The sequence below is a fragment of the Bartonella sp. M0192 genome, from assembly GCF_016102305.1.
GTDB lineage: Bacteria > Pseudomonadota > Alphaproteobacteria > Rhizobiales > Rhizobiaceae > Bartonella > Bartonella apihabitans.
Genome location: NZ_JACFOU010000001.1, coordinates 2,369,168 through 2,387,871 on the forward strand (window position 1 = coordinate 2,369,168; position 18,704 = coordinate 2,387,871).

General features: G+C 48.3%; 1 protein-coding gene. It reads right to left on the reverse strand.

Going from position 1 to position 18,704, the window contains the following annotated elements; genetic code table 11:
- Positions 1–90: 90 nt before the first annotated feature.
- Positions 91–18,300: an Ig-like domain-containing protein gene (locus tag H3S82_RS10215; RefSeq protein WP_198232379.1), complete on the reverse strand. Its 18,210-nt coding sequence runs from the start codon at positions 18,298–18,300 to the stop codon at positions 91–93.
- Positions 18,301–18,704 lie beyond the last annotated feature (404 nt).

Sequence of the window (18,704 nt, forward strand, 5' to 3'; positions counted from 1 at the left end):
CACTTTTTCTCTCCACGCTATAGAGCGATTTTTGAAGACCCGAGCTTGGTTTCGGAAAAGATGGCGGAGTTGATCCGCCATCAATGGGGATCATCCGATGATGATCTGATGGTTGGCCAACAATGTTTCGAGATCGGTATTGACGCCATTCAGGGTGAGAATATCCGCCGACTGGAAGGCGTTCCCCTTGCCATCACGGTCAATACTCAAAATCGTATTGCCGTTTTCGACACGGGTTGAAAGGAAGTCCTTGATATTATCACCCCAGTCGATCTGGGCTTTGCCATTGTTGTCAAAATGGGCAGCGCCATCGGCATCGGCACGGTAGCCTTGCAACAGGTCGGCGACATCAATGCGGTCGGCATTGGCATCAATCTTGGTTTTGTCGGCATCAATATAGGTACCAACCTTGAAGCCATAGACTGTGTCATGGCCGTTGCCACCGGTTGCATCATCCTGCTGGAGGAGGCGATAAAGCAGAAGATCATGACCACCGGATTCAAGGTGATAGGTGTCGTCACCACCACGACCATCAAAGAAATTGTCGCCTTTACTACCGGTGAAGGTATCGTTGAATTTACTGCCGTAAATACCTTCAATGTCATTGAACTTGGCGTTGTTGAAGCCCGTCGACTGATAGCCGCTATTACTCAAATCAACAGTGACACCGACAGTCGATTTGCCAAAGTCGACAATGTCTTCACCACCGCTCGCCTGCCAATATTTTTCACCGGCATCATTCCGCCAGCCACCACCACCGGAATAACTCTGGCTACCGGCTTCGGCGGTGAAGACATCATTATAACCGGTGCCGACAAGTCCCGGACGATAGCCTTGGGTTGCCGGATCATTGTTTCCTGCACCGGTTGTCACCGTGTCGCCATCCTTATTGGCGTTCAGAATATAGGCATGGTCGGCTTCAACAGCTTTAAGACCTGTCCACGAGGTGTTGACATTTTCTATCGTATTGTCTTTGCCGTAACCGTTTGCATCTTTCGTATGAGTGTGGGCAATACCGCCAATATCGTTCGATTGCCCTTCGGTATTGCGCAAGACGACAACCGAATAGGTTTCATCTTCTTTCAAGCCATAGAAATGGACAAGGCCGGTATTATCGGACGCACCAATGCCTCCTTGCGCATTGATAACCTGCACGGCAACCAGATTACCGGCAGAGTCAAAAAGCTGGACGGTATTGTTATAGAACACATTGGCACCATCCTTGTCGGTGATGCGAAGATGTAACGACGTTCCATAACCGACCTTGTTTTTGTTCGACAAAATGAGCGATGAATGGGCGTTGTCACGCTGCATGGTGACATCAAGCGCGCCATCCCAGTCATAGTCTACAAGCCCGATACCATAAATGAAGTTAATGCCACTGCCATCAATTGTCCTCGGGTCGACATCGCCGTTGGCACTGGAAAGACGGCCACCCTGCGAACCGAAGATATCCCAATTATCCCATTTGACAGAACCATCAAGACCAACGCCGCCATTATGCCAGAGCTTCGTGTTAGCAGCACTCCCGCCGAAGCCTGGAACCTCCAGAATATCCATTTTGCCATCGTGATCCCAGTCGATAGCAACCGACCAGCGACCGTCAAGGTTGTCGCCCAAGCCAACAGCATTACGCAATTGCCCGGTTCCGTCAGCTTTATTATAAAAGATCTGACTTTCCTTGTTGCCATGCCAATTGTGATGATTTTTGGCAAGGAACAGATCCATATAACCATCACCATTATAGTCGGCCCAGGTCATGGAAATGGTATTTTTATAGTTGTCAGGACCAATTCCCTCATCAGTGCCATTACCGAAACTCGGCAACGAATCGTCAAAATGCTGGTTGACTGACCAGTTGGTGCCATAAACACCGTTAACAGGGGCAGATTTGCCGCTGTTCAAGAGTGTCATCAATTGATACCAGTTGTTTGCATAGCCGGAAACGCCTGTCGTATCATTAATCCTCCCGTTACCGGCAAAATCGATCGTCCCGTTATTATCAAGGTCGATTGCCGACACATGGTGATCGGTCATAAAATTGCTCGTGAGTGCGGACTGGTTACCGCCGAATTGCCGCCCCATACCGATAAACTGGTTACCGTTCAGGCTTGACGAAGTCGCTCCCTTGTTCAAGAAGATAGAGCCGGAATCCGCGCCGGAATCGCCCTGAATGACATCGAGATACCCGTCACCATTCATATCGAAAGTAGCAATGCCGCCGAGGTGGTTTTCAATAGAAGCCCCATTGAACATGTCGCCATATTTCACATCGACATAATTCCATTGATTATCACCCGTCCCGACATAGGCAGCGGTTGTAAACCAGGAATAGGAGGTTTTTGTTGACCATACATCAATGTAACCATCATGGTTGTAATCGGCCATAGTATAGGAACCGAACAAAACATTTTCCGGCCCCCATCCCCAAACATCAACCGTCCCGTTATTAATTCCTGTCTGATAATTCAAATAGTGGGCTTCGGCCTTGCCGTTACTGTTGAAAACCCAGACATTCGAATTGGAAATAACCTGCCACTCGCCATTATTGTTGAGAGCGACAGCCTGCGTATAACTTAAATCTCCACTACCTCTTAGAGTATTGTTGTTTGAAATTCCATAATCAGGAACATTTGCAGCGCCGGTTGTGTCAACGCGCACTTCGACATCATGCGCTTCGCCGACATAACCGGATTTCGAAACAATCGCCGTTGTGAAGATATAGCTGTGGCGGTCGGTCAAGCTGCCATCAGGCAGTTTGAAACTGAATGTACCATCCGGTTTGATCTGGCTTTTGTCGACATAGCCCAACAGCACGTGATCGCGATAAATGCCGATTTTCGCGCCATCTTCAAGGTCGGCAAGATTGCCGCTGATTTTACCCTTCAGAACGGGATTTGTAACATCGACATATTCACCATTCTGGAAGACTTTGCCGCCTTTACCGGTAAAGCCCGTAAATTCGGAATGTTGAGTTGAGCCGTCAGTATCAATAACAACAGTTTTTGCCGACTTGTCGGTTGCATCATCATCATAAATTCCGGTACTCGAAATAACGCGCGTCTTGATGACATAACTTCCGTCAGCAAGAGCAGGCTTGTTTCGCCAATCAAGTTCCCACTTTCCATTGGCCGAATTATAGGTAAGGTCGTACCATTGATTATTGATGAGGGCTTGAACCTTGTCGGTATCCTTTAGCGTTCCATCCACTTTGAAGCTGAAGAGGAGTGTATTATCCTGTGTCGTGAAGTCGCTGCTCTCGAACCCCGTATCGTCGGTAATACTGTCGAGTGTGGCCTTGGCGCCGGGAACCGTTTTATCGACAATAAATGAATGCGCTTCTGATGCCGGTCCTTCATTGCCGGCAGCGTCCACCGGACGGGCTGTCAGCGAGTGTGAACCATTGGCAAGCTTGGCGTCGGAGTTTCTGTTACCCGCTTCCCAGAACCATGTATGATCGCTATCCACATCCACTTCGGCAATTAATTTGTTATTGTCATAAATGCGCACTTTCTTCGCGTCACTTGGTGCCGTTCCGCTGAAGATCGGGCTATCATCATTGGTGTGATCATTTTGATTGACAGTAATGATGGCCGGGCCTTCTTCACCATTGGCACTATTCGGCAAAACATTATCCTGAACAGTCTCGCCGGTTATCTGCTTTGGCGCGGTAATGTCGACCGTAACAACATATTCGTTTGAAACGCCGCTGGTCTTTCCCTCGGCATTTTGCGAAACGGCCGTAAACTTGTGGTCATTTTCGGTGAGCATTGCTCCGGTTGTATAAGACCAGTTGCCATTGCCATCGGCATAAACGCGGCCAAGTTCCTTGCCATCATCATAGATGATCACAAGGCTGTTCTTCGGTGCCGTGCCTTTAATCGTCGGGTTGGTATCGTCGGTAGTGCCATTGTCGACACGGGAACCACCATTTGCGACTGTACCCTGAATAAGGCCGACATCATCAGTAACCCCGGTAATGGTCGGCCGATCAGGTTCACCATTATCAATATTCAGCTTGAAATCTTGTCCGCCAAGAACAGTGCCATCGGCACCTGTTGCCTCGACATAATAATTATGTTCACCGGCGGTCTGTTCCGTCAAACCGATAGACCATGTGCCATCCGAACCGACATTGAACGGGCCGCCAACTTTCGTTTGTTTTGAAGAATCGGTATAAACGTTGACAGTCGAGCCTGCCGGTGCCGTGCCGTAAAGTTCGGGCGTTGTATCATCGGTATGACCGCCATTGGCAATCGGGCCTTTAATCGGATCCTCATTGTCAAAAGCATAATCAACCGTTACGGTATTTCCATTATCGGCTATTGTAATATCGGTTCCAAAACCGCGATCGCTTTCATTACCGGCCGCATCTTTTACCGTGGTGGTAAAATGATGTTTGCCTTTATCAAGCGGTGTTGTCGGAGTGAACGACCACGAACCACTATCCGGATCAACTTTCGCCTCGCCGATTGCTTTGTCGCCATCATAAATGGTCACAACATCACCCGGTTGCGGTTTATCTAACTTGCCCGAGAAGGTGGGCGTTGTGTCGTTTGTTGTTCCGTGATCGATGTTGGCATTGGAGATCTCGCCCTTATCAGGAGCAACGTCGCTTGTAATTGTCGGACGTCCGGGTTTATCCGGTGCAGTTGTATCCACTACGAACGGATAAGGTGCGGTTGCCGCACTCGTGTTGCCACCGGCATCTGTTGCCTGAACCCAGATATTATGGGTCCCGTCGTCAAGTTCCCGCAAACTCGTTTCCCAATGGCCGTCATTATCGACTTTTACGGTGTCGAGCAACCTGTCCTCACCATTTACGCGGTCGTAAATTTTAACATAAGAGCCTTTTGTACCGGTTCCTTTGATAAACGGCGTATCATCGCGTGTGATCCCGTTTTGCTGGATCTGGTTATCCGGAAACAAAACATTCGGATCATCATCATGTCCAATCTGGGTAATTGACGGGGTACCGGGCGCATGCCCGATAAGATCGAACTCGACAACATCGGATTTTATATTGCCCACCACGCCGGCATGGTTGACCGGAACCACCCAGAAACGGTGATGTCCCGGCATCAACGGACTATCCGGTTCAACCTCCCACGAACCGTCAGACTTGATATCTGCCCTGCCGATCGGCTTGGCATTCGGGTCTGACGGGTCGCAATCATAAAGAAGCACAGAAGCAACCTTGGCAGGGTCAAGCGAACCCGCTTTGCCTTTGACTGTCGGCCTGTTATCATCGGTGACGCCGTTATTCGCGATATTTCCTGTTTCAAGACCCTGATCGTCATAGACGTCAAAATCCTTCGAGCCGGACCAATCAGGTCCTTCAGTTGTCAGAGACAAGCCCAAAGGTGATGATTTCGGTCCCTGATTACCGGCCTTATCCTCAAGCACAGCAACAAAATAATAATCATTATCCGGATAATGGGCTGCATCAAGATTGGCGGTGAATGTCCAATTGGTGCCATTGGGATGGACAGAACCAAGCTTGATCGGCTTGCCATTTTCGTCTTTTAGAATATTGCCGTCTTTATCGGCGAGATAAATGACAACATAGTCACCGGACTTGGCACCCGAAACTGTTCCGTGCAATTCGGGTGTGCGATCATCGGTATAATTTTTCTTGGTATGACTGCTTAATTCGGCTTCAACCCCGACATTATCAACGAATTTATCAAGCGTTATTGTGCCATCCGGACCTTGATTATCGAGCGTCATTGTTTTTTCGTCGATATCCGATGTCCGGCCGGCATTGTCGATAATGCGGGTTTTGATGCTATAATTTGTGCCATCGGCACTCGCCGGCAAAGCTGTTACCGGACGGAAGAAATACCGGTCGTTTGCTGCGTCATATTCTGTGTCGTACCACTGCCCGCCAATATTGATCTGGACTTTTTCACCATTTGCGGCATTGAGCGGATAGTTGGTCTTAATGTAGATTGTCGGCTGTGTATCGCTGGTAACATAGTCGTTCGTATCAAAACCGGTATCCTGTGAAATACCGACAATTTTCGGTTTGGTGGCAATCGTTCCGGTAAGAACCTTAAAATTCCATGCACCGGTTGGAATACCGATATTGCCAACAGCATCAACGGGCTTGGCCTGAAACGAATGGTCGCCATTTGCCAAGGCAGTATCGGGTGTATAGCTCCATGTATATTGCCCGTTATTTTCAACAACCTTGGCTTCGCCGATTTTGACGCCATGGTCATAAATAAAGACCTTGTCGATGTCCGCTGTGGCCGAACCGCTATAGGTCGGCCTGTCGTCATTCGTCATGCCATTATTGCTGATCGTACCGGTAGTTTCCGGTACGTCGTCAGTCAAGTTGACAGACTGCAAAGCATCCGGCGCAGTCAAATCGATCGTATATTTGAACTCGGATGATTTATCACTTTCATTGCCGGCTGCATCAACAGATGTTGCCTGAAAGTGATGTTCTCCTTCCGGTAACGGGCTTTGAACAGAATATTCCCAATTACCGTTGGAATCGGCTTTCACGCTATCAACAAGATGCGTCTCGCCATTCACCGTATCATAAATATTGACCATGCCATTGGGTTCTGCGCCATGGCCTTTCAAAGTCGGCGTGGTGTCGTCACTTGCCGCACCGGAGGCAAGATTATCCGACTGGTTTGCACCGACATCATCGCTGACACTGACAATCTCCGGAACATGGTTATTTTGCGTGTCGACAACAAGCGTGAAGCTGTCAGACTTCGTCGAATTATTCGGAAGCGTTGCCTCCGCAACAATCGTATGACTACCATCGGGAAGTAGCTTCTCTTTCGGCCACACAAATGTCCAGTCGCCATTGCCATCGGCATAGACTGTGCCGATTTCTGTTCTCACTCCACCAACATCAGTATAGATAGTGACAGTCGAATTGGCTGTTGCACGTCCATGCAATTCCGGCGTTGCGTCATTGGTGAGCCCTCCGTCGGAAATCTTTCCGGTGTAATCTCCGGTGGAATCCTTTTCGTCATCAACAGCGTAAAGGATGCTGACATCGACACTTGTCGGATCGATTGTCACCGATGTTGATTGGCTTTTTGCACTTTCATTTCCTGCCGCATCGGTGACCGATATTGCAAATTCGTAATCACCTTTATCAAGCGGATTTTCCGGTGTCCATGACCATTTGCCCGAGGACGGGTCGACCGTTGTCTCGCCAAGCTTGACATAGGAACCGTCGACTTTTTTGAAAATGGTAACCTTGTCTCCCACTTGCGGGTTTTGAACAGTACCACTGAATGTCGGGGTCTGGTCGGGTGTCGTGCCATTATTTTCAATCGTACCAATACCGGGTTCCTGATCGGATTGAAGAGAAGGAATATCCGGCTGGTTTGGCGCATGATTATCATAAACAATCGGATAATTACCGGTTTTTGAACTCGGCGCACCCGTCTGGTCAACTGCTTGAACGGCAAAGTTATAGTGCGTTCCAAGACCATTGGTCGAGGTATCTTTCAAGGCATAAGCGGCCGGAAGCTTGAAAGTCCATGTTCCATCCTCGCCGACAATAACCGGATTATCATCGGTATTGATTTCCTGGTCGTTTTTATAAATGTGAATGCGTGTGCCTTTGGTTCCCATACCATGAAGGGTCGGCGTCGCATCATCTGTCGACTGGCCTTTTTGCAGGTAAACGGATTTGCCTTCCGGATTGTTATAATCATCAATAATATTGGTGATGGATGGTGTCCCCGGAGCATGTCCGGCAAAATTGAAGTTCCATTCGACATTATCAAGCGGCGTGCGGTTTCCTGCCTGATCTACAGCAACCAGATGGAAACGGTGTTGGCCGGGGGTAATGGCTTTATTCGGAATGATTTTGAATGATCCATCCGCCTCGATAAGTCCCTCGCCGATTTTAGTGTTTCCGTCATAGAGTTCTACGATTCCACCGGCAGCTCCCGTAACAGTTCCCGCTCCCGCCTGAAGTTCCGGATAATTGTCATCGGTGACGCCACCCGAATGCGGTATCACGCCCGTATCGGGTTGCTGGTCGTCTATCAATTTTATAGAATTGGTATCGCCCCATTGAGGGCCTGTCACATCGACAGTCAAAAAGAAGTCGTTGCTTGAAGCGCCTTCATTTCCGGCAGCATCCTTGACAATTGCAACATATTGGTAATTGCCATCGGCAAGTTCGGGAAGCTGGTACTGCCAGCTATAAGTGCCATTGCCGTTTGATGTGAGGTGAATATTGTCGGCAACACTATGGAGATTGCCTTGGGAATCACGATAATAGAGATGAACAACATCGCCCTCATGTGCACCTCTCACCGTGCCTTTAAGAAGTGGCGTCTTGTCATTGGTTGCCGTTCCTGACGGATAATCGCCAACATTGTTTTCGACATCGTCATGGAATGTGTCGATCGTGACCGTATAACCGTCTAACGGCGGAGTATTGTCAATTGTCAAATCCCGCGTTGTGTTCTGGCCGACATTGCCTGCCGCATCGACCACACGTGCCCTGACGTGATAGACCTGATCGGTCAGTTCATGCCCAACCGCATAATAATATTTTCCGGTTCTCTCATTATAGCTTGCTGTAAACCATGTCAGCCCGTCATCAAGCGAAATTTCGACATGTTCGTTATCGGCAAGTGGCTGATTGACACGCACAAAAATCGTCGGATTTCTGTCCTGCGTTATAAGGTCGTCGTCTTTTGGACCGGTATCGTTCGACACGCTGTCGATTGTCGGTATTGCGCTTGGTGCAATTGTATCGACAATAAATTTCGAACCCTGGCAATCTGTGCCTTCATTGCCGGCACTATCCACCGGACGGGCAGTCAATGTATGTTGACCTTCAGAAAGCTTGTGGGTTTCGTCAGGTGTAAACGACCATGTCCCGTCTTCCTTGACTTTTGTTGAACCGATCAGCTTGCCATTATCATAAATATTGACAGTTTTTGCGTCCGAAGGTGCTTTTCCGGAATATTCGGGCCGATTGTCATTGGTATACTGGTCTTTTGCAAGTTTACCGACAAAATCATTTTTATCATTTTGGACATCGTCGGTCACTGAAACTGTATCATTTTTGATCGGTTCAGGCGCTGCAACATCGACAATCACGTTATAATCGGGAGAGTGCCCACTCTCGTTGCCAACCTCGTCGACAGTGGTTGCGCTTAAATGGTGTGTTGTGTCTCCTCCAAGCGGAGAAGGTGGTGTGAAACTCCATTTTCCTTGGCCATCGGCTATGACAGAACCGATAAGCTTGCTTTCGCCTTTTTCGCCATTACTATTTTCTTCCTGATCATAGATATTGACTTTCTGATATGGCTTTGCACCACTTCCGATAATTGTCGGGGTTGTATCATCCGTGCTGCCGCCATTTACAACATCATTCTGAATAGCGCCGACGTCATCGGTTACTCTATCAATCGACGGCTGTTGATTGTTCGTTATATCAACGTCAAAATTGAAATCGGCAGTCGATTTGCCCCCTGAGGCATCCGTGGTTTCAGCATGAATGACGTAATGTCCTTCGCCGAATTTTTCACTATCCTTGACCTGATAGGACCAATTGCCTTCACCATCGGTTCTAACCTTTGCAAGCTGATGAACCTGATTATTGGCATCGGTATATGTCAGAACAACATCAGAGTTCGGTGTTGCTTTACCGACAATAAGCGGCGTTCTGTCATCGGTCTTACTATTGTTTGTAATGTGTGATTCAAGCGGTGCCTGATCATCAACAAGATAATCAATGCTCACCTTGACCGTGCTTGTGTCAACCGTGATATTGGTCGCCGTCCCCTTGGCGCTTTCATTACCGGCCGCATCACTGACAGATGTCTGGTACTGGTGACCCCCTTTCCCTAACGGATCCTTCGGTGTCCATGACCAATCCCCTTGGTCGCTAACCTTTGCCTCCCCGACTTTCACACCATCCTGATAGATGTTGACCTTGTCACCGGGTTGATTCCCGTTGACCTTGCCGCTCAAAGTCGGTGTTGAATCGGCTGTTGTTCCGGTAATTGTATTGCCCTGATCATCTTTGGCCGTCGGTGCATCGGGTGCATCCGGCGCTTGTCTGTCAACAATAACCGGATAGCCGCCTGTTTCATGGCTCCATGTCGTGCCTTCCTTATCAAGCGCTATGGCTTTAATGACATGGCGGGTACCATTCCGGTCTGTTGCCGGATTGGCAAGCGTCGGAAGCGTGGTTTCCCAGGTTCCATCGTCCTTCACTTTGGCTGTCGCAACTTGCTTCCCGTCAACATAAATATAAACAGTCGAACCGGTAGTGCCTGTGCCCTTGATAAGCGGTGTGGAATCTCTTGTAACCGCATCTTTCTGGATTGTATCACCATTGTCATCAAGAACATTGATGATGGAGGGTGTTGCCGGTGCATGGCCGACAAAGTTGAAATCCCATGCCGTTGTTCCCTGCGGTTGCTCGTTTCCGGCGTAATCGACCGGTTTTGCAACAAAGCTGTGATTACCCTGACGCAGTGGTACTGTCGGCTCGACACTCCATGACCCGTCACTATTGACTTTACCCGTTCCGACAAGCTCGCCATTGTCATAAAGGTTGATTGAACCAACTTTTGTCGGGTCAACCGAATGGGCAGCACCCTTCAGTGTCGGGCGGCTGTCATCGGTGGTTGTACCCTTAAAAATTGTGCCGGTTTTCGGCAACTGGTCGTCAAAAAGATCAAGGCCGCTTTCGTTGATTAAAGGTGGCGGTGTTGTTGCAACAGTCAGGCCGAAACCGGAAGAAGCTTGACCAAGATTTCCCGCTTCATCGGTGATAACACCTCTGAATTCGTGATAGCCGTCATTAAGATGGTCTGTTGCGGTGCCTCCGGGAATGCCTTTGACATCAAACTTCCAATTGCCTGACGCGTCAACTTTTGCTGTGCCGATTGTTACCCAATCGTCACCGATTTTGACCTGCACAGTGACATAGTCGCCAGGCTTCATACCCGATGTATGACCGTTCAAAGTCGGCGTATTATCATTGGTTGCCTCACCGCTACCACGGCTCTTCGACCCGCCTTCCTCATTGACATCATCGGTAAAGCTGTCAATCACAATCTGATAGTCGCCACCGATCGGCGCAGTTTTGTCGATAGTGACGTCCTGCGCCGGACCGTCTTTGGCATTGCCCGCATCGTCGACAACGCGTCCATAAACCTTGTGGACACCTTCAGCGAGATGAATGTTCGAATGGTCATAATACCAATAACCGTCGTTCTCGTCATAGGTGGCATCATACCATTTGCCGTCAACATTGACCTGAACCTTGTAGCCGGCCGGCAATTTTTCATTAACACCGAATTTGAAAACAAGACTGTCGTCGCCGGTCTTGAAATCGCTGTCGCTCAAACCCCGATCTTCCGTAATCGAAACAAGGCTTGTCGTCTCAGTCGGCGCATCTGTTTTCACCGTCAGATCATATTCGGTATATTTTTCGCTATCGACACCAAGCTTGTTGGTTGTCTGCAGCTTGAAATGATGGGCACCGGGGGCAAGCTCGTCAACCGTGCATACCCATTTATGATCATTACCAATATTGGCCGTGCCGATCTTGACCAGTTTGCCATCAATCTCGTCATAAATGGTCACTGTATCGCCGGGATTACCCTCGCCATAGAATGTCGGCTTGGTATCATTGGTTTTGCCACCCGAAACAAGATCATCGGTGTTTAGCGGCACGTCATCCTGAACACGCGTAATGTCCGGTGATGCAGGCGGCGTATTATCAATATCAAGGGCAAAATCGGAATGGGCATTGTTGCCGTTTTGAGCTGTCACAGAAGCGGTATAAACATGGTGCCCGTTTGTTTGTTCGGGAAGTTCAAACGACCAGTTACCATGCTCGTCGGAGGTAACCGTGCCAATAACTTTTTCACCTTCTTTGATGGTTACAACTGTGTTGGAAGTGGTTGTACCGAAAAGCGTCGGTGTCGTGTCATCCGTTGTTGCGCCATTTGCAAGATCTTTGACAATATGGCCTTCATTATCGGCAGCATAATTGATCGAAACGAGAATTGCCGAACTATCAATGTTAAAGTCGAATGCCGGGCTCTTGTCACTGATATTGCCAGCCTTATCGGTGTAAGTCGTGGTAATCGAATGTTTGCCCTGTCCGAGGTCAGTTGGCGTATAGCTCCAGTTTCCTTCACTATCGGAGGTAACGGTTTGAACATGTTTTGTCTTGCCATCAACAGTATCATAAATATCGACAACAACATTACCCTCACCAGCTTTTCCGTGAATTGTGGGTGCTTTGTCATCAATCGTGCTGTTTTGTTCTACATCTCCCTTTTTATCACCGACATGGTCGTCCAACTTCGGCAGATCCGGTGTTGTCGGCTTCAACGTATCGACATTGATCGGCCAGAACCCTGTCTTGTCGGATTCCTGTCCGGCACTGTCACTTGCCGAAGCACGGATTTGCCAGCTCTCGCCATTCGGCAAAATACCGACCAATGAAGGATCAATTGCAACCGACCAATGGCCGTCACCTCCGACCTTAACACCCTTGGCAACAAGTTTATCGCCAATATAGATATTGATAAACGAACCGGCATCACCGGTTCCTTTGATGAGCGGTGTGGCATCATTGGTAAACTGGTTTTTATCAATGAACTTGCCATCCGGATGGGATGCATCAATCTCTTTTGCATCATTGTTGTAAATGCCGGTAATGGCCGGCATTCCCGGAGCTGCTCCGGCAATGTCGAAATTCCAGGTCTTCGCCTGCCCTTCATTACCCGCATCATCGGCCGGACGGGCTTCGATTGTATGCGTACCCGAACTCAAATGCGGCGTATAGGACCATGTGCCATCAGCTGCAACATCGGCAATACCGGAAAGTGTACCATCAACATAGATGTGAACCTTTGTCACATCGCTTCCTGCTGGAAGTTTGCCTTTGATCTCAGGTGTTTTATCGTCGGTTACTTTATGATTGGCATCGTTCAGGCTCCATGCCGTGGTGCCATTGGCGCCATCAAATTCGCCAGTCTGTGGTCCTTCGTCATCCCACAAGCCGATGTCACTGCCAAGTGTTCCGGTTGGCCCCTTTGTATCAACCTCGAATTTATAGGCCGGTGTTGGCTGACCTTCATTACCCGCTTTATCAACCGGACGGGCTATCCATTCATGCACGCCATCGGCAAGCCCGTGTCCGGTTGACGGCGTGAAACTCCAGTCGCCATTTTTGTCAATTTCGGCAGAACCAATCAACTTGCCATTGTCATAAATATTTACCGATTGCGTGTCACCTGAAATCGCGCGCCCGCTCATTGTCGGCGTATCATCATTGGTAAGCTTGATCTTTCCACCCTTACCGTCATCCTTCTCGATCCAGTTCGGGAAGTCACCGACATTCGTTTCCTTGTCATCAACAAGCTTGATGGTCTTGTCGTCAAGAACCGGTGGATCGCGGTCAATGAAAAGATTATAGCCGTCTGTCGGGTTGCTTTCATTGCCGACACTATCCGTCTCTGTCACAATAAATGTATATTTTGTCGGGCTATGCTTCGGATCATCGGTCAAAGCGACCGTCGGCGTGACAGACCATGTTCCATCATCATTCACTTTTGTCTGGCCGATAAGCGTGCGCTCACCAAGTTCGTTAACCGTATAAAGCTTGATAATATCTCCCGCGACACCTTTACCATTAAAGGTCGGCGTGGTGTCATCGGTAATATCATTGTCGTTCAATGGACGGTTGCCATTCGGATATTTTACCGGATCGTTGCCGACATTGTCGATAACCTCGACAAGCTGAGGGGTTGCCGGTGCCTTTGTATCAATATGCAGGTTGAAATGATGTTCGACTTTATTACCTGCATTATTTGTCAAAGAGGCAATATATTCATGTGTCTTGTCTTCACCGGCATTTTGTTGGACCGGCAACTGGTATTCCCATGTCCCATCCTCCTTGACCGTCGTTTCATAGGTAGAACCGGTTGTCTTATCAAGAATCGTCACCTTTTGTCCGGCTGTGCCACGCCCGACAAGCTTCGGCGTTGCATCATTGGTTGCTCCACCATTGACAATTGTTTTTGCATCTTTCTGGTAGTCATCAACAGCGTGATCGATTTTGACTTCCGGTGGTGTCAAATCAAGATTGAAACCCAACGGGTCACTTTTATCACTCACATTGCCGGCAGCATCGGTCAAGGTGGTTGTTATACTGTGCGCACCGCCTTTAAGCGGCGTGGTGGGCGTCCATGACCATGTGCCATCCTCATGGACGGTCGTCTCTCCTATAACCTTGTCGCCATCATAAATGGTAACAATGGAATTCTTTTCACCTTTTCCGGAAAGGAGTGGCATATCCTCGTCATAAGTCTTGCCTTCTTCAATGCTTCCATGCTGATCGCCGGAATTATCTTCCGCTTTGACAATATCGGGCTTTGCCGGTGCTGTCGTATCACGATTGACCCAGCTATCGCCGGATTTGGCACCAACCGTTCCTGCATCATTTCTGGCATCGGCTACAAAACTATAGCGTCCGTCGGCAATGGCTTTGCGTGTCTCCACTGAAACAGTGCTCAAATCCACAGTCTGCGACCAGCTACCGGAACCATTGCTTGTCGTGGTTTCAAATGTATGGATGACATTGCCGCTACCATCTTTCAGATAAACAGTAATGATCGAATTGGCCGGGCCACTTCCCTGTAGATGGAATACGTTTTCCTTCGTCGGATTATCCCATGTATAGGGTGCATTATTTGTACCCGTTGTGGCTGAATCGATCGACGTCTGGCCAACGGTTGCCATATCAAGAACAAACGGGAAGGATGTATGTGCTCCCTCGACACCTGCCTTGTTTTCATAAGCAACTTCGAAATTATGATTATTGCCGGCGTTGAGTGTCGGCGTATATTCCCAACTCCCGTCTCCTTTCACCGGAATTTTGGTCAATAATTTGCCATTGTCATAGATGTTGACCGTCGAAATCCGGCCGGAATTCAACAAATCTGTCGGCAAACGCCCTTTAAGGGTCGGCGTTGTATCGTCGGTGATAATAACTTTTTCGCCATGTTGGCCTTGCCGTGTCGCCCACTCGCCATCACGATAGGAGCCGACAATCGACCCCGCATCGTCAATAAGATCGACTTCATCCTTGCTGTTGCCCATCGTCGGAACCGGCTCGGTATCGAAACCTAACAGGAACTTGCCGGAATGATTGCTTTCATTACCCGCCGGATCGGTTGCCGTCGTGGTAAATTCATGCGTTCCTTTTGTGTTGCTAATCGGACTTGTTGGCGAAACACTCCATGTACCATCGTCTTTTACTGTCGTTTGGCCGACAAGTTTATCGCCATCATATAATTTTATAACGTCTCCGACAGTGCCTTTGCCGGAAAATGTCGGCGTTGTATCGTCTGTCGTATCACCACTATGAAGTTCCTTGTCGCCATTCGTATGGTTGGTGGCATTGTCTTTATTACCAACATTGTCGATGACTTTATCAATGGCCGGTGCGTCCGGTGCTTTGGTATCAATCGTCAAATGGAAATCGGCAGTCTGGGTATTGCCTGCCGCATTGGTGATTTTAGCGTGATAGGTATGGGTGACTTCCTGATTATCGCCTGCCTGACTTGGAAGCTCGAACTGCCAATTTCCCGCGCCGTCGACTTTTGTTTTGCCAATTTCCTTGCCGTTTTCGTCGGTGATGACGACTGTCCCATTGGGCGTGCCACGTCCGTAAAGGGTCGGCGTGCGATCATCTGTGACACCATTATCATGGACATCCTTACGGATAGCCCCTTCATTATCATGAGCACCATCGGCAAAAATCTCGACACCCGATTTGTCAACAGTCACTTTGACTGCGCCACTCTTTTCACTTTCATTTCCGGCCGCATCGGTCAATGTTGTCGTGAGGCTATGGTCGCCACCTTTAAGCGGCGGATTGGGCGTAAAACTCCACGTGCCATCCTCACCGACAACTGTTTCGCCAATCGGTGTTTTCCCGTCATTGTCATAAATCTTGACAACTTCGCCCTTTTTCCCCTTGCCCGATAAAGTCGGCGTATCATCATCTGTTGTCGCGCCGGAAGTGATTTCACCCCGCTTTTCGCCAACATTATCCATCGCCTTCGGCGCATCCGGCGCATCAGGTGCTGTCGTATCGCGTTCCAGCCAATGCGAGCCCGATGCATCGGTCGAAGCACCTTTACTGTCTACAGCACTTGCTTTGAAACTATAGTTTCCGTCTTTCAAAGGCGGATTGAGATGTGACAGATCTCCCGTATTGACCGACCATGACCCGTCTTTCGAAACGTCTGCCGTCCATTCCAACGGCTCGCCTTTGTAATTTTTGACTGGATTGCCATCCTTGTCATAAAGTCTCAGCGTTACTTTCCCTGAAGACGGCCCGCCACCTGTCACAAAGAAACTGTTGGAATTGGTCGGATAACCGGATTCATGATAATGCCCCTGATCATCCTGTACCTGCTGGATAGACGGCGGCCCTGCACGGTTCAGATCAACCCAGAAATCATAATCATCGGGCTTCGACTGTTCACCAACTGTGCCGTATTTATTGACAATAGCAGCACTTAAACGATGCTCACCCTGTAACCATTCCTGCTTATATTCGAAACTACCGTCACTATTGACCTTGGCTTCGCCAATCTTCTTGCCATTGTCATAAATATTGATGTGATCGACTTTTGTAACATCATAACCACTCGGAATCTTGCCTTTGAAAACCGCATGGTTATCGTCAGTCACTTTCTTATGGTCGCTGTCGCGCTGTGCCCAGTCTTTGTAAGATCCGGTAACCGACCCGACATTATCAATGACATCAAGATTTTCGTTGCCAATTGCAGGAGGAAGTGTCCGGTCAAAAGCGAAATTGCCGTTGATATGATCGCTTTCATTGCCAACTTTGTTCTTGGCGTAAACCTCGTAATTATAATTGCCTTTGGTGAGCTTATAAGCTTCAGGCAAACGAAACGCGAATGTGCCATCATCACGGATAACTTTTTCGCCTGCCCCTCTCTGAACCCCCGCTTCATTCAACGTATTGCGATCAATGACAAATTCATGACCGTTCAATTTGATGATAATATGGGTAACATCCTTGCCGATTTTGCCAGAAAAAACCGGCGTCTCGTCATCAGTCGTGCCGCCCATCAATGGCAGCGCACCGGTTATTTCGGGATAATTGTCCTCGACACGGAAATCTTCTATTCGGCCCGGTTTGCTTGAATCGATATTGATATTGAAATCGGTTCCCGCACTTTCATTACCGGCCGGATCTGTCAAAGTCGTAGTAAGTTTATGGTGACCTTCACTTAAAGCTTTATTCGTCTCGACAGACCAGTTACCATCTTTATCGACAGTGCCCTGCCCCACAAGCGTTTTGTTGCCTTTGTCATCGGTATCATAAATTTTGACCGTGCTTCCAGGCTCCCCTTTACCTGCCAAAGCGGGCGTGTTGTCATTGGTATAATCACCATCCTTCAATGTCCCGTCGGAGCCGACCGGATTAGGCGAGACATCGTCAATACCACGAGAAACACTCGGCGCATCGGGTGCATGAGTATCCACATTGAACTCGTAATTTGCCTCTGTACTGACGTTACCGTTGGCGTCGATCTGCGTTACTTTGGCGATGTATTTTCCATCGTCAAGCTTCGGTAATTCGAAACTCCACGTGCCATCGGAATTGACCTTTGTGGTCATATCCGGAAAACCGTCAATGTGAATCCTGATTGTGTTGCCAGGCGTGCCCTTACCCGACAAGAGCGGCGTGGTATCATTCAGATATCCGCCATTCCTCACAGCCAGAAGATTTTTCGGATCATTATTGTTTACAACAAAATAGGTCGGTGCTGCCGGTGTTGTTTTGTTGCCTTCCTCAACATGATTATTATCATCATTGCTATTCTGCGCCGCAATACCGCTACCCGCTCCAACAGCCCCCAGAATCCCGAGAAGAACAGCGTTCGAATAACCGCTCTTGTCGGTTATTTCTTCATAGAGCACATTGCTATCAACAACGCCGTCACCATTCGCGCTTAAAGCCTGACTGAAGTCGGTCAGCCAGGTTGCCCCGTCATCGATGAAAATGAGATTGCAGATCGGATGGCCCGCATTGAAGAAATTCTTGATGCGAACAGTTTTCCCGTCCGCAAAATTGATAATCAGGTCATTGCCGGCACGGCTATAATTGGAAATGCTTTCCTTATCTGCCGTAAGAACGAAATTCAGCGGCTTGCCACCACTGTCAACCGCACCACTCTTTTCTGTCAATTTAACAACGGGATGTTGTTTTATTATATCCGACTTCGTCATATCTCGCTACCTGGGTCACTCATAGAAATATCGATGTGGTTTCAATCACCACATGCTCAGCACCCAATAGTCGCGATTTCCCCCAAAGACATTCACCAAAGCATGTGCTTGCGAACGACACATTGTCTTTTAGCTAACGCGGGAAAGACAATAAACAATACTACTTATAGTTGTTTTATATATTTTTGCAACTTAAAAATATATTTTTACAGTGCGGATACCGGCCATACATCATCAAAAACGGATTTTAATTCTAATAAAACAAAATATGAAAAAAATTTTTTTATCAATATTCCTTCATACAGTTTTTACGAGTTTATTTTTTGTTTTTGTCCGTCAATAGTTTGCAAATTAATATTTGCTTAACGCATTGAATAACTGACAGTTTTTCTAAAAAAACCACA

What these genes read in the sequence shown, in the direction of transcription:
- H3S82_RS10215 (WP_198232379.1), bottom strand. Translation starts at nt 18,300, where the DNA reads ATGACGAAGTCGGATATAATAAAACAACATCCCGTTGTTAAATTGACA.